Annotated in this window: 14 protein-coding genes and 1 pseudogene; 3 read left to right on the forward strand and 12 right to left on the reverse strand. The window is 66.9% G+C overall.

All coding sequences use genetic code 11. The annotated features are described in order from the left end of the window. Positions 1-6: 6 nt before the first annotated feature. Positions 7-1,122 carry a hypothetical protein gene (locus ABZT74_RS29175; protein ID WP_356439570.1) on the reverse strand — a complete coding sequence of 372 codons (1,116 nt, stop codon included), beginning with the start codon at positions 1,120-1,122 and terminating at the stop codon, positions 7-9. A 224-nt stretch (positions 1,123-1,346) separates the two neighbouring features. On the opposite strand from ABZT74_RS29175, the gene ABZT74_RS29180 reads away from it, so the two are divergent. After that, positions 1,347-2,576 carry a hypothetical protein gene (locus ABZT74_RS29180; RefSeq protein WP_356439573.1) on the forward strand — a complete coding sequence of 410 codons (1,230 nt, stop codon included), beginning with the start codon at positions 1,347-1,349 and terminating at the stop codon, positions 2,574-2,576. A gap of 265 nt (positions 2,577-2,841) precedes the next feature. Here ABZT74_RS29180 and ABZT74_RS29185 read toward each other — a convergent pair whose 3' ends face one another. After that, the gene (locus tag ABZT74_RS29185; RefSeq protein ID WP_356439576.1) at positions 2,842-8,055 is read right to left on the reverse strand and encodes an NACHT domain-containing protein; all 5,214 of its coding nucleotides are present in this window, start codon (positions 8,053-8,055) and stop codon (positions 2,842-2,844) included. Positions 8,056-8,282: 227 nt separating this feature from the next. Continuing rightward, positions 8,283-8,420 (reverse strand): hypothetical protein, encoded by a 138-nt coding sequence (locus tag ABZT74_RS29190; RefSeq protein ID WP_356439578.1) that lies wholly within the window; start codon positions 8,418-8,420, stop codon positions 8,283-8,285. Here ABZT74_RS29190 and ABZT74_RS29195 point away from each other — a divergent pair. After that, complete coding sequence (locus ABZT74_RS29195; RefSeq protein WP_356439580.1) at positions 8,419-8,700, forward strand: hypothetical protein; 282 nt, start codon at positions 8,419-8,421, stop codon at positions 8,698-8,700. The genes ABZT74_RS29190 and ABZT74_RS29195 overlap by 2 nt on opposite strands. A gap of 312 nt (positions 8,701-9,012) precedes the next feature. On the opposite strand, the gene ABZT74_RS29200 is transcribed toward ABZT74_RS29195, so the two are convergent. The 8 genes from ABZT74_RS29200 to ABZT74_RS29235 all read right to left on the reverse strand — a co-directional run bounded on the left by ABZT74_RS29200 (position 9,013) and on the right by ABZT74_RS29235 (position 18,166). After that, complete coding sequence (locus tag ABZT74_RS29200) at positions 9,013-10,077, reverse strand: hypothetical protein (RefSeq protein ID WP_356439582.1); 1,065 nt, start codon at positions 10,075-10,077, stop codon at positions 9,013-9,015. Between the two features lie 45 nt (positions 10,078-10,122). Then, positions 10,123-11,718: a transcriptional regulator gene (locus ABZT74_RS29205; protein ID WP_356439585.1), complete on the reverse strand. Its 1,596-nt coding sequence runs from the start codon at positions 11,716-11,718 to the stop codon at positions 10,123-10,125. Further along, positions 11,715-12,860 (reverse strand): hypothetical protein, encoded by a 1,146-nt coding sequence (locus tag ABZT74_RS29210; RefSeq protein ID WP_356439587.1) that lies wholly within the window; start codon positions 12,858-12,860, stop codon positions 11,715-11,717. Before ABZT74_RS29210 ends, ABZT74_RS29205 begins: the two co-directional genes overlap by 4 nt. After that, positions 12,857-13,624: an ATP-binding protein gene (locus ABZT74_RS29215; protein ID WP_356439590.1), complete on the reverse strand. Its 768-nt coding sequence runs from the start codon at positions 13,622-13,624 to the stop codon at positions 12,857-12,859. The genes ABZT74_RS29210 and ABZT74_RS29215 overlap by 4 nt, the downstream gene beginning before the upstream one ends. Next, positions 13,621-14,454 carry an ATP-binding protein gene (locus ABZT74_RS29220; protein ID WP_356439592.1) on the reverse strand — a complete coding sequence of 278 codons (834 nt, stop codon included), beginning with the start codon at positions 14,452-14,454 and terminating at the stop codon, positions 13,621-13,623. The genes ABZT74_RS29215 and ABZT74_RS29220 overlap by 4 nt, the downstream gene beginning before the upstream one ends. Before the next feature lie 239 nt (positions 14,455-14,693). After that, positions 14,694-16,280 (reverse strand): transposase family protein, encoded by a 1,587-nt coding sequence (locus ABZT74_RS29225; protein WP_356439594.1) that lies wholly within the window; start codon positions 16,278-16,280, stop codon positions 14,694-14,696. Positions 16,281-16,321: 41 nt separating this feature from the next. Beyond that, the gene (locus ABZT74_RS29230) at positions 16,322-16,876 is read right to left on the reverse strand and encodes a transcriptional regulator (protein WP_356439597.1); all 555 of its coding nucleotides are present in this window, start codon (positions 16,874-16,876) and stop codon (positions 16,322-16,324) included. 1,020 nt (positions 16,877-17,896) lie between these two features. Then, complete coding sequence (locus tag ABZT74_RS29235; RefSeq protein WP_356439600.1) at positions 17,897-18,166, reverse strand: hypothetical protein; 270 nt, start codon at positions 18,164-18,166, stop codon at positions 17,897-17,899. A gap of 445 nt (positions 18,167-18,611) precedes the next feature. On the opposite strand from ABZT74_RS29235, the pseudogene ABZT74_RS29240 reads away from it, so the two are divergent. After that, positions 18,612-18,890: pseudogene (locus ABZT74_RS29240) on the forward strand (tyrosine-type recombinase/integrase); the annotation flags it as partial. Between the two features lie 138 nt (positions 18,891-19,028). Here the strand turns inward: ABZT74_RS29240 and ABZT74_RS29245 are convergent. Next, positions 19,029-19,424: a DUF5958 family protein gene (locus ABZT74_RS29245; protein WP_356439603.1), complete on the reverse strand. Its 396-nt coding sequence runs from the start codon at positions 19,422-19,424 to the stop codon at positions 19,029-19,031. Positions 19,425-19,426: the final 2 nt, after the last annotated feature.

The following is a 19,426-nucleotide window of genomic DNA, read 5'->3' on the forward strand; positions in this document are numbered from 1 at the left end:
TCACGTTCAGCGGTACTCACGCAGCCGGGTCAGGAATTCCCGGACGAGGGCGTCAAGGTCGGTGTCGGCGCTGGTCTCCTCGACCAGGATGCGTTCGATGTGGACGATCCCGCTGTTGCGCCAGTGCCGATCGCGTGTGGTGTCTGCGGCGAAGCGCTTGTGGTGATGAGGTCCGTCGACCTCGATGATCCCCACCCTGCCCGCGACAGTGACGAGGAAGTCCGGCGTCCAGGCGTTGCCGACACCGACGCGTCCCATCGGCAGCGGGAAGATGGAGATGGTGGACTCCCCGGGCAGCGCTGCCTGCACCCTCTTCAACGCCTCGTAGACAAGCACTTCTTCGCGGGAGTCGAAGACGAATCCTTCCTTGCTGAACCCGGGGGCAACTTTTTTGGCGCGGGTCCTCGAGGCCTGGTTGGACGCCGCTCCCTTGGCCAGCCGCTCCTGCAGTATCCGCCGCCAGTCGTCACCGATGTCGGGCAGCGCCGGCGCGGCGGTGACCCCGCCGATCTCCAGACCATGCCGTCCCGCCACATGCTCGAACACCGGCTGGATGACTGCAGACACGGTCTCAGTGAACCGGGGAACGAGATAGGGCGGCACGATGAGTACAGCGTCCTGCCACTCACCGAACCGGTTGCCGGGGACCAGTTCCACATCCTCGACGTCCGTCAGCAGGGCTGCGGCCTGGCTGTTGCCCTGCTCATGCATGAGAAACGCGGTCTGGGCCAGGACGCGATGCAGCGTGTGTCTCGCTGCCTCGTCGGAATCGCTTGACGTTTCAGAGGTGGTTACGGCGACGGACACCCGCACCTCGGTCGCCGGGCCTTTCGGCGTGGAGCGCGGAAGGACCAACGGCGCCCCTCCCCCCACCACCAGCTCGACGACAGGCCGGGTTGGGAGCACATAGTCAAGGGCCTCGTCCAGCACATCACAGCCGCCCGAGTTGACGAGGTGGTCGTACAGCCCCTGGTTCGGTGTGCTCAGCGTCAGGGTGGCGCCATCGTAGAAGAGCACCTCCGTGTGCTGCTCCAGCAGAATCCAGGTGAACCGTCGCCGGTTCTTGACCGCTTCCAGAACGTCAGGCCAGAACTTGTGCATCCCCGTCGTCATATCCGCCATTACGCCTCCCGTACGCTGCCCAACCAGCAGAGTAGAGGCAGGCACTGACAACCAAAGGCGGATCTTCACCTGTCGCGTACAGAGACGGCCGCCGCTCCCCCACACGTGCGGCGTCCCCGGACCATCCTATGCATCACCATCGAGGCCTGACACGGTCGGCGTCAGTCCTCGGAGGCAGCGCGTACAGTCGCCGCGCAGCATCAGGTCCGCACGTACCGCTGGAGATGATCACGTTGGTGTCGGGACGGCCGGTAGACCCCGAAGAGGCACGGCAGTTGATGCTGCGTAACGGGTGTAGACCGAAAACCGCGTTCACCAAAGCCAAGGATTCCTGGCCGAGCACGTGTGAGCGCTGCGGTGCAGACATCGATCCGACCTACGACAGCATCGCCTCCAAGGCACGACGGTTCGGTGACGCACCACGTGGCTGCAGAGACTGCGCAGACCGCACGCTGGCCGAGAAATTCAGGCTGGACGAAGGGGAACTGGCGAAGACGATCGCCCTGGCCAATTTCAAGCCGCTGGAGCCGTACACGAACAACAGCAGCCGGATGGAATGCATCTGCCTCAATGAGGGCTGCCCGCGCGAGGGCAAACCGATCAAGGTACTGATCAAGGCGGTCCGGCAGGGCGCCATGGCGTGCAAGTACTGCGCGCGGCGGGCCATCCACCCCGATGAGGCCCTCGCCATCATGCGGGCAAAGGGCCGCGTGGAACCCGCCACCGCCTACGTCCGGGTGGACGATCCGTGGCCGGGTACCTGCCTGCGCTGCCGGCAGCGGGTGCAGCCCCGCCTCCACGACGTGATCCAGGGCCAGGGCGCGTGTCGGCACTGCGCTCCGAACACTCCGCTGACCAGGCAGCAGGCGTGGGAGCGTGCGCTCGCCTACCGGTTCCGTCCAAGCGATCCGGAGGCCTTCAAGAACACCACCACTGCGTGGGCAGGTACCTGTCTGAACTGCCGCGGTCCGGTGAACCCGTCCCTGGGCAACCTCTACCGTGGGCAGGGCGCCTGTAACTCCCGTGCCTGCAAGGTCACTGGGTTCAAGGACAGTGAGCCGGGGCTGGTGTATCTGCTGCAGCGGACGTCCGATCCCGCCATAGCGAAGGTCGGCATCTGCGAAGATGCCGCGCGCAATACACGGTTGCAGGTCCACGTGGGCAACGGCTGGGAGGTCGTCTACACCCGGTCGTTCAGGGTGGGGCTCCATGCGCGGCTGGTGGAGGGGGCCGTCAAGCGGCTGTGGTTCGACGAGCGCGGCTGGAAGAACGGGCGGGCCCGCGGGGAGCGGTGGAGTGACGGTTACACGGAGACGGTGGTCCTCGTTGACGCCGAGCGCGACGAGCCGTGGACTGTCGTGACGAGCCTGGCGCTGTGGACGGATGTCCTGGGCGAGGCTGAGCGGCTGGGTTTCGACCTGGACGAGCAGCGTCTGGAGGCATCCGAAGACTAATTGCCGCGGCAGCGCTGTGTCTGCCTCCGGCACGCCGGAGGCGCGCGGCGTTGTGCCGGGCTCTCCCGTCGAAGTGCCTCTGCGCGGTCACCGGAGCCCCGGGTCCTGGACGGGTTATGCGGATGCGCATACCAGCAACGTGGAATTCAGCCGAGAGCCCGCACCCCATCCGCTGTCGTCCCGAGGGCTCCTGCCGCGTGAGTGGTAAATGACTACGTCAAGGATTCATTTAGACGACGAACGGTCATCACGATTTATCACTGCCTCAAAGATTCCTCGGGGCAGCGGAGTGCGCGGTGAGATCGAGTACGGCAAGGCAAAGTGGGCCCTCGTGGTGGGTGAAAGGGTTGTGCACCACGGTGTCGGGTGAGGCGGATTCGAGGATGCGGGTGGTTACTGCCGCGCCTGCCTGCGGCAGGGCGCCGGCTTGCCGCAACACCACCGCGAAGAGGTACCTGCGCTGAAGGGCTTGCACTTCCGGGTAGGCGTGGGCAATTGGGTCCCATGGGTCCGCCATGATGGGGCTGTCTTCACAAATCCGCATGGGGTCGCTGAGCGCGTCCCTGAACGCCTCGATGGCGTCCGGATCGGTGCGGAGCCGTCGCATCAGCGGCTTGGTGAACATCGGCAGGATCCAGTCGAAGGCATCCAGACGGAACCGGGTGTGCGCGCGGATCGCCAAGGCTGGCAGATCCCTCGGCGGGGCTGCGCCGAACGCGATGGCCAGGATGCTGCCCCGTTCACGAGGTTCGCGAGGTTCACGGCCTGTTGTGAACCACGTCGCAAGGTCGTGGAAGGCGGCGGCAGCCAAGGGGTCCGAAGGGAACAGCTGCGTGTAGGTGGCCAGCCCGTCACCTTCCTGAGCGAAGCCTGGCCGAGCACTGATCGTGTCTTCGGTGAGAATGGCCTTGAACAGTTCGTCGGACACATTCCAGCTGTCTCGGTCCAGCAGGGAGTCAAGGCCGTGGCTCTCTCGGTGGTGCGTCCGGTCGAGCTTGGCTACGACGGCGCGCAAGACCCCCTCGTCGCCCCTGTTCTCTTCCTTGGCCCACGAAAGGAAGCGCTCGTCTTGTCGCAGCGCGGCGTCATTGTCTGCCTCATCGCGGAGCAGCTCAGCGATGGCGGGGTAGCGGGAGGCAACTGTTGCCAGGGCCGACATGACGTGGCGCCGTTGCTTACTCACTGTTCGGTCGCCGGTCCTTCCGCTCAGCCGCTCGAAGACCTGGTCGCCGAAATAGGAGCGCAGCTGCTCCCAGTTCTCGGCGACGAGGTCCACCAGGATCTGATCCACGTCACGGCCGTAGAGAACATCGAGGGTGACACTGGGCGGATCAGGGCGCCCGATGGTTTCCGTGATGCCGTCCATCAGAGTGAGATCTCCGAGCATGAGCATGCTGATCCATGCCAACTGACGGCGCTCTTCGAGTTCGGGACCGTAGGCGCACAGCTCATCCCTGATCTCGCCACGCAGCCACTGCATCTGGGCTGTCCAAGCGGCTGAGCCCGCCAGGTCGTTGTGAGCCTGCTGGTGGCGCTTGATCACTTGGGTCAGCCCGATGACTGCGGTGCGGCGGATAGCGGCGTCCGGCTCGTTCTTCCATTCCGTCATGACGTCGACGAGTTCGGCCACGGAGATTGCGCTGTGCGCGAGTTCGAACGCCAGGACTTCGCGCAGTTCTGGGCCGATGTGCTTGAGCAGGGTCAGGGTCTTGTCGAGGATGCGGCGGGAGGGGACGTCGGTCCTGTTGCTGTAGGCCCTGAGGATGGCGACCGGAATGGTGTCCGCGATTCCCGAGACAATGGGCCGTGTGTCATGGATGAGCCGGTCGGCGAAATCCTGGACGGCCGGTTGGTCTGGCCAGGCGCTGATGACCGCAGGGACATGCCACATCAAAGGGTGAGGGCTCACGGCCGTGCACAGCGCTGCCAGTTCTGCTGGATCGTAGGCGGCGAGCACCTCCCGCGCGGCTTCAGCTTCCGCATGGTGTTCTGAAGCGGTGCGTTCGAGCGTCTTCCAGGCTTCGGCTAGGGCCTCGGCGACGACGACATGCTTCTCAGACCGGTGATCGGTGGTCGGCTGGCGCAGCAGGGACACCAGGACGGCGAAGCCCTCCTGCGGGCCGAGGACATCTACGGCTACGCCGGCCATTGGAGCCGCTTGGTCGAAGTCGCCACGAAGCCTGCGGGTGAGAGCAGTGCGGACGTGCTCGTGGTCGCCATATTGCCCGATCAGTGTGCGGGCTGCGGCGTAGGGGCGGTGTCCGTCCAGGTTGCGCAGCAGCAGGGCTTGAGCTTCTGCGGGCGGAAGTGCGGTGACCAGAGCGGCTCCGCGGTACGGCATGACACCCCCCAGTTCGTTGTCGGTATAGGGGCGCAGAGCTTGGGCGAAGTCCGGGTCGTCGCGCCACTGCTGGGGAATCATGCTGGTGTCATACAAGATCAGCGCGTTGTCTTCTGGGGCCGAGAGCTGCTCGGCTACCCAGGTCTTGAAGCGGTTGTCGTCGGCGAAGGTGTGGCAGGCCAGCATCCATGCAAGGCTGCGGTCACCGCCGTTACGTCCATTCGTCGTCAGGGTCTTCAGCGCGAAGTCGGCTGCCTGTGTATCCGCGGTGGCGGCGATGTTGACGAGGTCCGCTGTGGGCCATGGGCCTGAGCGGAAGTCTTCCCTGTGCAGCAGGGACAGCAGCCAGTCTCGCTCTTCTTGCCGGTACAGCGTGACATCGCCTGACGGGGTGGTGCGCTGCAGGGCCTGCAGAGCGACCAGCCGGAGCGGCTTGGAGGGCTGGCGCCGCGCCCAGTCGACCAGTTGTGCGGTCTCGGGTGTGTCGGGCCAGCCCTGGCCGAGGGCGAGGAGGGCAGCGGCCTGAGTGGCGGAGGACGGACCCGTTTCGGTGAACATGATCAGCTGTTTCAGCATGTGCGGCTGGCCGCCGAATCGGCGGGCGATGGCTGCTGCCGCGTTGATCTTCACATGCTCGTCTGGGTGTCGCATGCCCCAGAGCAGGTACTCGGCGGCCCTGTCGTCGTCGATGTCCAGATCGCGCAGCGTCCACATGGTCGGCGAAGGGTCAGGGCGGGGTGCTGTGAGCCAGCGCTTCATGACCGGCAGCAGGCTTGTGCGTGTGGCATGGCTCGCGAGCATGCCGGTGAGCGCGGTGATGAGGTTGGCGCGATGCCGCAGCGAGGGATGGGTCTCTACTCGTTCGACGAGCTCGTTGATGTAGACGCTCTGTGCTCTCGGAGAGAGCCTGGCACCGGCAGCGAGGGCTTCGGCGAGCAGCTCGTATCCATCGATGTCTGCCCATCGTTGCGTTCCGGTGTCCAGGGCCGCGGCGAGCAGGGGCTGGGTGGTGTGAGAGCTGATCTGTGCGGTCAGCAGTGCCAGGAGCACATCGCGCCAGGCCGGATCCTGCACCGTTCGTTGGACGGCTGTCTTTTGTTCTTCGGCGGGGCGGGTGGCCAGGTACTGGCCGGCCAGATGGTCAAGCACGACCCGGTGCAGAAAGCCGTAGGAGCCGGCGCCGTGCGACACGATCAGTCCGAATTCGTCTTCTGCCATGGCGAGGACGGCATCGGCGACGCGGCGGGCTTCTGGCTGCGGATAGCCGAGGACCTGGTCGTCGGTCATCGACTCGACGACGAGCGTGCGCATCTCAGCCTTGGTGACAGTGCCGGCAGGGTCTTTGACGCGCAGTCGGTAGGCCACAGCAGCGAACAGCGTGATGGCCTCAGCCCCTGTCAGGACAGCCCCGTGAGCGTGTGAGGCACGCTGGCGCATCTGGGGGTGCTTCTCCACAAGCAGTTCGACGAGTCGGGCGTAGATCTTGAACCGTTGGCGTGGGAGGGGCTCGCCTTGCCAGGTTGCGGCGAGCAGGGTGAGAAAGAGGGGCGACCGGGAGAGTTCGGCGAGCTCCGGAATAGTCTCGAGTTGGGCGAGGAACGTCTCGATGCCGCCGCTCCACATCAGGGGACTGGCTGCTGCGTCCAGCGGTGGTGCGCCTGGCCGCAGGACGGCAGATGCGATCGTCCGGCGCTGCTGGTCGGTCAGGGGGGTGATCTCCGCTTGCGCCCAGGGACGCCTCCAGTTGAGGCGGTCGACCGCGTACGGGCGTGTGGAAAGGATGGCTGAAGCCGCCGTGCGGCCAAGGAACGCCTCGAGGGTCCCCAGGGCACGTTCGGCTGCGCTGACGTCGCTCCACTCGTCGATGCCGTCGATGAGCAGGAGCAGGCGGTCGTCCTGCAGCGCACGCTCGACCAGCGGCCACAGGTGGGCGGCGCTCTGCGACCTCAGCCAGGCTTCAGAGGCCGAGACGAGGGAGTTTTCTGTCGATGCTTGCAGGTGGCGGCACAGGAATCCGAACGGCAGCCAGACAGGCAGGTCCATGCCGTGTTCCCGCTGCAGCGTGACCGACTGCGGCTGAGCGGAGAGCAAGTCGGCTCCGATGAACCGCAGCAGGCTGGACTTTCCCGCTCCTGGGCGGCCGATGAGCAGCCGGTACTTGCCGCCGGCCAGCCACTCGTCGGCCGACATGAGGGCACCTGTGGCTGGTCCTGCCTGGTTGCTGCGCCCGACGAGCTGGTGGGCGGATCTGAACGACTGCCGCGAGCCGCCCAAGCGTGAGGCGATGTGGGTGTGTGCGTCCCCGGGATCCTGCGCCGGCCGTTGGTCGTCGGCGGCCGGCTCGGGCTGTTCAGCATCGAAGCGGTCAGGCCGCTGTCGGCCGGGATCGACATCCAGGACGACGAACGTGCCGTCAGACTCGGCGTCGTCGACCGGGTGGGCTCCGCCTTGAGCGGAGAAGACAGCATGGTAGAGCTCGCGCAGCTCGGCACGGAGTTGTCGGCTGTCCTGCTGAGGCAGGTTGTGGGCCAGGCCTTGGGCTGCGTCCGCACCACAGAAGCGCTCCACCCAGGGCCGGCCGAAGAAGTCATCAACGATGCGCGGCTGGTCCTTAAGGAGGCTGGAGACCTCCTGGACCCCCCACGGAACGAAGGTGATCTTGAGCTCGGCCAGCCGGTCCGTCTGGTCGCGGAGCGCCGTGTCCAGCTTGGTGTCCTGCAAGTCGAAGGAGGTGGCGAAGTGGAACCTCGTTGTCTTGTCCGCCCACTCCCCCGCCAGGAGGTCGTCGACGGCCTTCTCGATCTTGGCCGCGGTCAGCGTCCTGATCCGCCGCGACTGCAGGGTGATGTAGTCCCGGCCGCCGGATTCGCCGTGCGCCAGATCGAGCGGAAGCCGCGCGTAAGCGTCGATCCCGCCTTGGGCTTGACCCGGCACACCGAAGAGTTTGGCGTACTGGACGGGCCGGACGGTGTGCAGCAGCCTGAGGAACAGACGCTCTGCGTCGGGCCACTCCAGGTCGCCGACGGGCAGCACCTGCGCCCTGGTGTCGATGGGCGGCGCCGGCAGTGGACCTTCGGGGGCAGACCACAAGAGCGCCTGGGTATGGTCTGCGCCGCCGGCCTCATTGGTCGCCATCATCGTCAGATTCCCTTGCTGCCCGTGTCCGCTCCTGTTGCCAGATTAAAGATCCCGCAGACCTGGTGCGCGCCGCTCAGACAATGCTTCACCCGAGCACAGCCGTTTGTGGGCGTTCCCGACGGTGTGCCGGGGCCCGCTGCGCCATAAGCGCCGGCGTCGTATGCAGGAAGCCGATCAGACAGCCCGGCGCCGCTGCCACCTGGCCTGTCTGTTCGCACGTTCGTCTCTCACGTGGCCGGGGGGAGCAGGCTCCCGTTTTCATGCGGTATGTCGTTGAGCAGGTCGCGGTGCGGAACGTCGTCTGTGCCGTAGCTGTAGCGGGCGTTCAGCAGCCGCTTGAAGGCGGCCGGGTTGGGGGTCTTCATGGCGGTGCTCAGCTTCCAGCGACGTTGGACTGCCGACGGAGACATCGACCAGGCTGCCAGACTGTGCGCCGAGGTAGCCGAGCACTCTCAGATCACGCTCGCGTTCCGCGACCGGACTCGGCTGACCATGCTGCGCGAGCAGATCCGCATCAAGCAGGGTGATTCCGATGCAGCGGTTCGTCTCCAGCGTCTGGCCGTGGAAGTCCAGTCTTCGGGCATGCTCGACCTGGCTACCGAGGTGTGGCGCGCCGTAGCCGAGACAGCCGAGACCAGGCCGTAGAAGTCACTGCCGCTCTCACGGACTGCCTCGACGACGCCCGCGGCTCGTCGCCCAGGGTGGAAGGGAGGACAGGCTGATGGAAGTAGGGCGCCTTCCCGGTACATGGTTTCGGCTCGGTTCGCCGATCGCGTCGACCCGGATGCTTGCCCCCCCCTGCGCCCGAAGCGCAGGAGGCGACATCGCGTGGGGAGCTCTCCCACCCTCCGAACCGACGTCTCACCCCTTGCTTCGCGGTGGACGAGGCAGGGCCAACGCGATGCGCCGCTGTCAGCCCGGTCCTGGCTCTGGCGAGGGGGCCTAGCAGTGGCCGGGTCATCCGGCCCCCTCGAGGAATTCGGCTGCCGTGTAGCGGAGCTGGAAGGTATGAGCGTGGTCGCCGTCCATCCAGTACAGGGTCATGGCGGAGAGCATGCTCTCCTTCACCCAACGAGTACGGGAGGGGCTTCCGGCCTCCTGGTCGAGGATCCATGCTTCGACCTGCTCGGGCAGACCGAACGTCAGGGCGTAGGCGTTCGGGTGTTCCCGCGGGCGGATTTCCCACACCGAGTGGGGTGCTGGTTGCCGCAGTCGACGCAGCCGGACGGAGTGCGTGGGCTGTTCCAGCGCGTAGGTCACGAAGCTGTACAGGTCGTCGGAGGCGAGCCCGAGGACGAACGGTGCGGCAGGGAAGGCCAGGATCATTCCCAGAGTGGATCGGCTGCGCAGGCTGTCGGCCAGGACGTCGAGGGGATTCGTCACCGACGGGTCGGTGACCACCGGCTCTTCCCATAGGTTCAGAAGCGGCCGGCGTAGGTAGTTGCGGATCTCGCGCACCGCCGGGAGTTCCGCTGCTGGAAGTGCCTGCAGGGCGGCGTGGACGTCTTTTGCGGCGGTCCGCACCAGGCCGCGCAGCTTCTGGAAGTCGGGCATGGACAGGTCGACGAGCGATATCTGGTGGGCCAGGGCGAACTCCTGGGCGTCCTGGCTGAATCCGGAGGTGGAGAAGATCGCGTAGCTGTAGCGGTAGCGGGTTCGTGGTCTGCGCGGCCCGGACCCTGCCGTCACGGTGGTCATGACGTTCTCGTTCACGTCGTGCACGACTCCGTGCCCGTTGCGGACGGTGGGGAGCCTTACTTTGGGCTGGGTGAACTTGGCCTCCACGAAGAGGCGGATCGGTAGGGAGAACGGTGGCACGTAGCGGAACTGGCCCAGTGTGTCGGCTTGATGCCAGGCTCCGCGACCGCGTACCACCATGCCGTGGTTGCGTTCCTCGAGCACCTTCCAAGGCGCCTTGTCCTGGTCGTCTTGTGCGGTGAGTACCTCGTATCCGCTGGAGCGCAGCATCCAGGCGAGGACTTCTTCGAGGATGTATCCGCGCAGTGCAGGTTCACTGATCATGACGGGACCCTAGTCGTGGCCAGGGCGGGTTGCCTGTGGCTTTGTTTACTGGCAGGCCGGGCAGCGGTTGTCGTCGTTGTACTGGAAGTGAACGCGGGCTGGAGCCAGATGGGTGATCCGGCATGACGTGCACAGATCTCGACCGCAGATGCGGCAGAACAGGTAGCGGCCACCGGCGTATTCGTGGCGTCGGTTGTCCGGATACGGGTCGGCGCACTCTGACTGCGGCTCGGGCTGGGCTTGCGGGAAGAGGACGCCGATGTCGTAGGTGTCCTTGCACTTGACCTGGCTCAGGTCTCGGCCTTCGGGGAAGACTCGTTGCCAGTCTCCTTGAAGGTGCAGTTCGTCGGTGCCGCACACGCGCAGCAGGGACAGGCCCTCGGCGTGTGCTTTGTGGGCCTTGGACCAGAGGTTGGCAAAGGCCTGCGCGCGGATGATGTGCATCCAGTCGGGTCGGCGCAGTTCCCTGTTGTAGGTCGATTCGCCCAAGGTGGAGACGAACTTGGAGTAGAGCGCTTTCACATACTCCAAGGTTACGGCGTCGTCCTCGTCGAGGGCTCGTGCCCGGGCGTCGCGCAGTGTGGTGCGGAATCTTTCGAGCAGGTTCTCGGTGGATCCGGAGGTGTAGGACTCGTGGACGACGGGAGGGTCGCACAGTGCGTGTTGGGGCCCTGACAGGCGCAGTAGGAGTCTCAGGGTGGGTTCGGTGATCCACAGGGGGCCGAATTCCTGTCGAGGGCCCAGGGGGTTGGGCAGGTGGGCGTCGTGCTCCCAGGCCGGGGGCGTGATGAGGTGGATGCCTGCGCGGCGTTTGTCGTGGGGCTGGGGTGGGGTGGGCTGGAGTTGTCCCAGGGGCAGGTGGGTTTTGAGGGCGGACAGGTAGGCGCCGTTGATGTCGAGGGCCACCACCAGGTCGGCTTGCTGGGGATCTGTCGCGCGTTGCCAGTTGGGGCGGGCCTCCCAGATGAGGTTGGGGGCCTGGGGGGAGGGCTTGCGGAGCATGTCGGGCAGGGCTGGGTGGTGGACGATGTCGTAGCGGCCGCCGACGCGCAGGGTGTTGAGGAGGCGCATGGCGTCGGGAATTGCACTGGCGGTGAGTGCTGCGGTGGCTTGTTGCGGGTCGCCGTCGTGTGCGTCCAGCGCGGCGACGACGGCATCACGGATCGGGTCCTGGCCCGGGGAGCTGTGACGGCGGGGGCGGGGAATGGTGTGCTGGGGCTGTAACTCGGTGGCCGGAGAGGCTGGTGCGGGAGCGTCTGCTTGTGTGCACTCCTCGGCCGTGAGGTGTTGCGGATAGCCGGCAACTTGCTCAGTGGCGGGTTTGCCGCACAGGACGCACAGCGCGGGCCGGGGTGTGGTGTCGGGCGCCGGCGTGGGATGCGTGGGGGTGACGGCTCGGGCACGGTAGTCGGTCACTGTGTGCGCAGAGAGGAGGAAGTGGGCGTAGGCGTTGCGCAGATGGCCGTCTGGTTCGGCTAACCCTTCTTCCCATGCCTGCAGTGTGCTGGTGCTGGTCCCGATGGCGTGGGCAAGGTGTTCGAGGCTGATGCCGAGAGTGCTGCGTGTGCGGGCGCGTTCGGGGTGGGCGGGCAGGGGGGTGTGCGCGGCGAGCAGCGCGTCGAGGGCTGGATAGACATTCATGGTCTCTTCTTTCTGGGGTTGCTGGGGCGCTTGCGGGTGGGGGCGGGGATGAGGCGGCAGGTTTCGGTGGCGTGAGCGACGGTGTCTTGCTCCCAGGAGGGGACCTTGAAGGGCTGGTCGGCTCCTGAGAGGTGGGCAGGCAGGTCGGGGCGGATGTAGCCCTGCAGTTCGTTGAAGATTTGGGCGGCTTCCTTGAGAGGGAGCATCCACGCGGGCAGGGTGGCTGGCAGGTCGGCGGTCGGTCGTTGTGGCGTGGGGAGGGTGATCTTGGACAGCTGGTCGGTGTCGTATCCGGTCAGGACGCGGGCGGCGACGACTGCGGCGTGCACGGGGTGGGCGATACGGGTGTGGATGCGCATGGCCACGGCCTGATGGCTGGTGCCCGGGTAGTCGGGATGGGTGAAGGCCGGCAAGGCGATCACGGTCGGGTGGGGGCGGTTGGCGGAGGGCTGGGCAGGCGCGTCCTGGCGGGGGGTGACGACGGTCGGGCGCCGGGGGCGCGGCGGCAGTTCGTACCAGGGCTCGTCCTCGGGGGCAGGGAGCGGGGCAGGGTGCCACCAGGGGTAGTCGCCCGCAGGTGTGAGCGTCTGCTGCTGGCCGGTCTGCAGATGAAGCCGGGCGCTTTCGAGGGTGTCGGTGTGGTGGTGGGAGACGGTCTTGAGGACGGAGGCCAGAGCGGCTGGTGTCGGTCCGCTGACGACGAGGGTGAGCTGGATGCGGGTGTGTTCGCGCAGGGCCATGAGGTGTTCGAGGTGGCGGGCGGTGATGCGGTGTGCTCGGCAGATGACGTAGTGGCTGATCCCGAGGGCTTGGGTCCATGCCACCGCCACACGCCAGGATTCGTCGGCGTTGCCGGTCCACCAGGGTGCTTCGGCGTCCGGGAGCAGGAGGTGTTTGCCCAGAGCGCGGATGAGGTCCTGGGCGAGGTAGGCGGGTGCGGTGGCCAGGGGGGTGGGGTGGACAGCGATCCGGCCTGCGGCGGGCTGGTGAGCGGCGAGTGCGGTGATGGTGTAGTCGGGGTGGTCGTGGGGGTCGGTGATCAGGGTGATCGGCGGCAGGCCGGGGTCGGTCTTGCCCGGTGACCAGGTGGCCTGCCACCGGGCGCGGGTTTCCGGCGCGGCGGCGGGGGGCGTCGGGGTCATGCGGGGCGGGGCAGTCGGGGCCGGAGGCGGCGCAGGAGCGTTTCCGGGTCGGCCGGGCGGTCGGGGTGGCGGTGCAGCGTGGCTTGGAGCTGGTGGGTCAGGGCGGCCCAGCGTCGGAGGTTGCCGTGTGCCCACAGGCTGTCCAGGCGGGTAAGGGCGCGGCTTGGGGTGTCGCACCACAGAGGGTGGAAGGTGCGCAGAGCGGTGGGGACTTCGTTCACGTCGAGGGGCTCCATGTGGTGCCAGGTGGTGACCCGGTTGATCAGGGTGGGCTGGGAGCGCAGGGCTCTGAGGCGAGGTCGGCTGGCGAGGAGCACGATGGTGACCTGGGGGCCGGGATCGTCGTAGAGGTAGCGCACGTATTCGATGCAGGCGGCCGACAGTTGGTGGGCTTCGTCGATGACCAGGAGGTGGCGGGTTCGGGCCAGGGCGTGTCGGAGGTAGTCGTCGCAGATGCCGGGGTCGTCGGGTGGGTCGGCGGGCAGGCCGAGTTCGCGGTAGAGGCTGTGGCGCAGATCGTCGGGGCGGGCCTGGGGACGCGGTAGCAGCCTCAGGGCAGGGAGGTCGGAGCGCTGTTCGCACAGGAGCTGCAGGGTGTAGGTCTTGCCGACTCCGGGGTCTGCGGTCAGGCAGATCATGCTCTGTGTACTCAGGGCCTGGTCGAGAGTGTGGGCGGCGCCCCTCACCGCCGAGGTGGTGACGGTGCGGGCGCCGGGCAGGTTGAGGTGGTGGGGCGCCTCTGGGGTCTTGGGCGGCTGGGTCACCCGGCGTCCTGGTGCTGGCGGCGGGATCCGCGCCGGTGGGGCAGGGCACGGCGCAGGGCCCAGCGTGCGACGGTCTCGTCGACGTGTTCCAGGCCGCGGCGCTTCATTCCTTCGATGACGTGGTAGGTGATCTTGGACCAGACGCGGAAGGTGCCGCCCGCTCCTTCGTCGTAGACGTACTCGATGAGTTCGGGCGAGGCGTCTGCCCAGATGGGGTGAAAGAGGGGGATGTTTTTCTGGACCTCGTCCATCTCCATGGGGGCGAACTCCTGCCAGATGTAGATGCGGGAGGCGAGGGCGGGTTCGCTGTAGAGGGTTTTGTAGGCCTCTTCGCCGCCGACGAAGAGCACGGCCGGGCGGTTCTTACCGTTGCCGGTGTCCCACAGGTGGCGGACGAACTCGAAGCACTCCCGGCTGAATTGCTGGGCTTCGTCGCAGACCAGGACGTAGGGCTTGCGGGCCAGGGTTCGCTTGAGGAGGCGGTCGAATTCGCTGGGGTGGGAGGGTGGTTCGCCTTCGAGGTTGAGTTCGTTGAACAGTTCCTGGCGGATGTCGCGGGGGGTTGGGCGGGAGCGGAACTGAAGGAGTAGGACGCGGTCGGCGGAGATCTCTTTCAGGGCGGCCAGGACGGAGAAGGTCTTGCCGAGGCCGGCGTCTCCGTAGATGCAGGACATGGCGCGGGCTTCGATGGTGTCGGCGATGTTCTCGCTGGCTTCGAGGAGGGCCTCGGTGGCGACGATGCGGGCGCCGGCGAGGTTGAGATAGAAGTCGGGTTCGCCGACGACGTCGTCCTGGTCGGGACGGGGTGTCGGGGCGTCGGTGTCGGTCATGCGCATGTCCTCATGGTCGTCGGGGCGGCAGGGGTGCCGTCAGGTGTGGGCGGTACGGCGTGGGCGGTGCTCAGCGGATGGCTGGTGGCGGTGGCGTGTACGTCGGCCACTGCGAGCCCTTGGTACTGGGCGTGTGCGGCCATCCGGGCTGCCGTGCGGGGGCGGCCTCGTCACCCCTCTTGGCCTCGGATGGTCCGCGTGGCAGCGGTGGGCGGGCCCCGGGGGGCCTGAGCGGGTGGTCACCTGCGTTCCTCGGGTGGGGTGGGTGCGGCATCGGGGACGGCCCAGCGGCTGGAGGGGGTGATCCGGCGGGGCATGTAGTTGGCGGGCAGGTCATCGTCGTGGCGGGACGAACGCTGGCTGCGTAGTTCGCTGGTGGCCTGTTTGCGGGTCATGACTTCCGTGGTGCGGGCGGGGCCGGCGGTGGTGGACGGCTTGAAGCGGCGCCTGCGCAGGGCCTCGGCCCGGCGCAGGTCGCGGCGCAGGCGGCCGGCCCGTTCGCCGCGGGCGCGGTAGACCTCTTCGATCTGTTCCTCGCTGGCTTGGTCGGCGAGGTAGGCGGTGCCCAGGTGCTGCCGGTTGTCGGCGTCGAAGACGTGGATCTCTTCCAGTTGGTGGGGCTGGAAGCGGATGTGGACGCGGGTGCCGGAGCGGCCGGTCATCCAGCCGGCCATGTAGTCGCGGCTTTTGAAGCGGATGCCGTGGCCGGTGATGACCCGGGTGGAGCGGTCGCTTTCGAGGAGGAAGGCGTGCAGGTCCTCTGCCGGAACCTCGCGCAGGGGGGTGGGGTCGTTGTTCCACCATTCCAGCGCGGTCAGATCGCCGTCAGCGGCCATGGGATGTTCGGCGTTGTGGGCGGTGACCCAGGTGGCGAACCGTTCGGTGAAGCTTTCGAAGGTCAGCGCGGGGTCGTTCTCGCCCGACCTGCGGCGGGTGTTGAGTTTCTGGGCGCCGGTGTAGCGGGGCAGCGTGGAGAAGAACCTGCTGGTGGCTGTGTGGTTGAGGTTTTCGATGCTGCCTTTGAGGTGGGGGGTGTAGGGCGGTAGGACGTCGACGTGGACGGCGAAGGCGCCGAGGGCTTCCTTGACGGCGTTGGACAGGAAGTCTTTGCCGCGGTCGATGCGGATGCGTGTGGGCAGGCCTCCGGCCGGTCCGTGGGTGCCGGTTGGCAGGATGCAGGCGCGCAGGGCGGCAAGGATGGAGCCGCGGTGCGGGTAGTGCGGGGTGACGGCCCAGCCCATGATCATGCCGGTGTGGCAGTCGCAGAACCATGTCACCCACGGTTTGACGAGCTGGTTACCGGCCCAGACCCAGACGGGGGCTTGTTTGTGGTCGCCTTCCCATTCCTCGTTGCGGGTGGTGGGCGGGCGGCGCAGGTGTGGGTCGTGGCTCCGGGAGGCGGGCAGGCCCGCCCGCAGACCGGCTCGGTCGCCGGGGGGCAGGTCCTTGCGGATGGCGCGGTGCAGGGTCGACAGGCTCACCGGTTCGTGACCGGCTTTTTTCGCGTCGCGTTCGAGTTCTTCGTGGACGCGTTTGACGTTGCCGCGGTAGTAGGCGAGGAGGACACGGATCTCGTCGTTGACTTCGAACCGCTGCCGGGTCCGTCGCAGGAGCTCGCCGCGGCGGGCGCGGGCCAGGTTGCGCCACACGGTACGGACGTGGACGCCGAGCGTGTGGGCGGACAGTTCGACGTGGGCGGTGGTGAGTTCGCCGCGCTCGGCGAGCTGCAGCAGCGCTCGCACGGCGGGCCCCATGAGTTCTTCGCGTTCGCGGCGTCTGCGGGCCGTGTCCTGGGCGTTGAGTGGTGGGTGTGGTTCGGCGTGCACGGCGTTGGAAGGCTCCTTGCGTGATCGGGCTGTGCGGGGGCTCAGGCCCAGAAGCCGAGGTGGGTGACGTGTTCGTAGCGGCGCCAGTCCGATCCCAGTTCGGTGATGACGTACCGCCATTGGTGGCTCAGGTCCTGGAGATCGCTGCGGGACCAGGCCGCGACGATGGGGTCCCAGCGGTAGATGTTCTTGTGACGCCAACGGGCGGTGCGCTGATGTTGAGGCTCGACGTCGTCCTGGTCGGCGGGGTAGATCTCAACGCGCGTGCCGCCGTCTGCGTTCAGGCGGTGGGTGAGGCTGGGCCGCATGTTGCGTCGGCGCAGTCTGCGGAAGGCTTCCTCCAGGCGCGCCTGCTGCTGGGGGGTGGGGGCCCGCTCCCCCGCAAGCCAGGCGGTGATCTTGCGTCTGTCGAGACGGATCCCGCAGTCGCGCATCAGGGTGTAGCCGTCCGGTGAGCGGGTCAGGTAGAGCAGGTTGCGGCTGAAGCGTGCCTGCGGTGTGTTGTAGGGGGCGGTGACCTGGGCTATCTGGTCGAGGGTGGCGATGAGCGCCACTTCCCCGGGTACTCCTTGGGCTCCGAGTCGTCCGAATCCCATGGCGGTCGTCTCCTGATGTTCTGTGCTGTCGTCCGGTAGTCCTTGGCGCGGCGGAAGGGGGCCGTGCCGGCGGTGTGGGTTCTCATCCGGTCGCGGGGCCTGAGGCATCGATGGATGGGCAGCGCGGGTGGCGCATGCTGGAGCCGCAACACGCCTTGCATGTCTGGAGAGTTGGAGACATGACGGGTGCTTTCGAAGGCCGAGGGTGAGGCTTCGTGCATGGCAACTTAGGGCGGCTGGATCATTGGCACTACAACTTCCGGTCGTCACCGCAATGGAGGGACATAACTGCCTATTACCGCCCTCGTCGACGATCGGAATGGTCTGCACCAGCTACCACGCGGAGGCGCGCCGGCTCTGCCTGCGGGGGGAAGGGAGGACCGGCTGCGCCTCTGGCGTATACAGGCGGTCCAGACGCCGGGCGGGCCGTGGCACTTCGGGGGTCATCCGGCGAAAGAGCGCAGCAAGGGGGCAGGTTCCTGCACCTTTACCTGCCGTGTCCGCCCGGCCGGACCGAGGGGAGATGCTCGTGCGCGCCGCAGGCCAACCGGCCAGCCCCTCCCCCGCCTCCACCCCCGCCCGGGCGTGCGCGTGAACCCTGTCGGTGAATCCATCCCGCGCTCGGACCGCGAACCGGGTCGGGAAGTTTAGCGGCGGGGTCTGACAATGCGCCTCGCTTCTTCAGCGACTACCAGGGGTAACTCTCCCGACCGCAGCGTGACAGCGATGCGGGTTGGCTGATTCTCACCAGCAGACCGTCACCGGTCACCTGTACGAGTCCTGAGGCAGCGAGCACGAACGAGCTGCAAGCCCAACGCGCCCCGGATTCCCGGCCCTTGGATCGCATCCACGCCCAGCACTTCACACTCCAGGTACCGGCGAAGCCGCCTGCACGCCGTCTGCACCTCTCCGCCCATGGCGGCCCTTGAGCACACTGCGACGGGCAGACCGTGCCAGGGCGCGCGATGCGCCGACGAACGACATACACACCGTGCTCCGTACTGCGCGGCCTGGAAGCGGTCAGGGATGACGGCTCTGCACGACCGGGCTTTGGAGGACAGGTTGCTCAAGGGCTCGAGCCGGCACCCCGCGCCGTCGCGTCGTGAGGCCGACGAGCGCGATGCTCAGGGTGAGGCAGCACCCGAACGCTGCACCGGCCTTCATCAATACGGACGGCAGATGGTTGCCGTCGAGATGGTGCAGGATTCCGGCGGTCACTCCGCAGATCACGGCCAGCAGCAGTGCAACCGCCGCGCTCAGGACCCAGATGACGACATACGCGTGCGCCACCACAACCTCCTTCGTCGATTTCTGGGCTCCAGACTCCCTCCAAGATCGGCACTTTTTGTTCACGGTGTTCAATGCTGCACAGAGGTGAACAAGCAACAGCTGCGGGGAGGAAGGTATGGCGACGGATCCGCTGGAGGAACTCAAGGCGCGCCTCACCCAGTTGAGGCTGGCGAAGGGCTGGAACGTCAACCAGCTGGTCAACAGGTGCGGCTCTCGCCTGGCTCGGACGACCGTCAGCAACGCGCTCAACGCCCGCAAGGGAACGAAGGTGCCGACGGCGGACACCGTCGTCGTGATCTGCAGAGCCCTGGGGCAGATGTCACTCCCCTGCTCGAGCTGGTCCGGCAGGCCAGGCAGTACGCGCGGACCCCGCCACCGGGGCCTCAAGGACCAGACCGAGCCGACAGTTCACCCGGGAGCCGAGGGCGCAGACGACGACGCCCCTAACCTCACCCGCCGCTTCCACCGCCTCCTCCACAAGGCAGGACTCCGGACGATCCGCTTCCACGACCTCGGCCACTCGACGGCCACCCTGCTCCTGGAACAAGGCGTCGATCTCGTCGTCATCAAGGAACTTCTCGGCCACGCCCATATCGGCGTCACGGCCGGCCTCTACGCCCACGTACGCCTCCGCCTCCAACGCCAAGCCGTCGACTGCCTCAACAACGCTCTGAACGGCACCGAGGAGCCGCCTTACGATTCACCTGCCGCGGCGCTCGTCCGCCGACGTTGCCGTCAGCGTTGCCGTCAATGCCCAGGAGCCCCCGCCGAGTACCGACTCGGCGGGGGCTCTCAATGTGCGTCCAAGCGGACTCAGGAATCCCCGGCAACGCCCTCTCTGAGGCACCGGGGACGTCGGCGCCTACGACAGGTTGTGCCAGGCGTGGCTACAAGTTCCTCGGCACTCCGTTTCTCTTCGTCGCGTATCAGCCACCGCAAACGTGGACATGAGGACACGGAACGCCTTCGAGTATTCCTGCTGCGGCAACCTTTCAATCTTCCCAATTTGCTCGAGGATCGGCTCCCGAACAATGAGAACCGCAGGGGTCATGGTCGCCTTCACCCCTGATTTCTCGAGGCCCTTACGCCCATCTTCGACAGTGACATGCGCCTGCATCAGATAGAGGGCTATCTCGTGCAGAACGGACTTCTGCTCCTCTGGAGCGAACGCGGAGAACCACTCCACGCCTTCCTCCAGACTGTGCAACTCCTGGGCCACCTCGTTGATCATCCGTTCCGAGGCCCGCAATTCGGTCACGT

The organism is Streptomyces sp. NPDC005302 (assembly GCF_040607345.1).
Classification (GTDB): domain Bacteria; phylum Actinomycetota; class Actinomycetes; order Streptomycetales; family Streptomycetaceae; genus Streptomyces.

Bases quoted from the DNA above. Each gene is read 5' to 3' on its own strand.
- ABZT74_RS29175 (WP_356439570.1), bottom strand. From the start codon at position 1,122: ATGGCGGATATGACGACGGGGATGCACAAGTTCTGGCCTGACGTTCTG.
- ABZT74_RS29180 (WP_356439573.1), top strand. From the start codon at position 1,347: ATGATCACGTTGGTGTCGGGACGGCCGGTAGACCCCGAAGAGGCACGG.
- ABZT74_RS29185 (WP_356439576.1), bottom strand. From the start codon at position 8,055: ATGATGGCGACCAATGAGGCCGGCGGCGCAGACCATACCCAGGCGCTC.
- ABZT74_RS29195 (WP_356439580.1), top strand. From the start codon at position 8,419: ATGGCGGTGCTCAGCTTCCAGCGACGTTGGACTGCCGACGGAGACATC.
- ABZT74_RS29190 (WP_356439578.1), bottom strand. From the start codon at position 8,420: ATGAAGACCCCCAACCCGGCCGCCTTCAAGCGGCTGCTGAACGCCCGC.
- ABZT74_RS29200 (WP_356439582.1), bottom strand. From the start codon at position 10,077: ATGATCAGTGAACCTGCACTGCGCGGATACATCCTCGAAGAAGTCCTC.
- ABZT74_RS29205 (WP_356439585.1), bottom strand. From the start codon at position 11,718: ATGAATGTCTATCCAGCCCTCGACGCGCTGCTCGCCGCGCACACCCCC.
- ABZT74_RS29210 (WP_356439587.1), bottom strand. From the start codon at position 12,860: ATGACCCCGACGCCCCCCGCCGCCGCGCCGGAAACCCGCGCCCGGTGG.
- ABZT74_RS29220 (WP_356439592.1), bottom strand. From the start codon at position 14,454: ATGACCGACACCGACGCCCCGACACCCCGTCCCGACCAGGACGACGTC.
- ABZT74_RS29230 (WP_356439597.1), bottom strand. From the start codon at position 16,876: ATGGGATTCGGACGACTCGGAGCCCAAGGAGTACCCGGGGAAGTGGCG.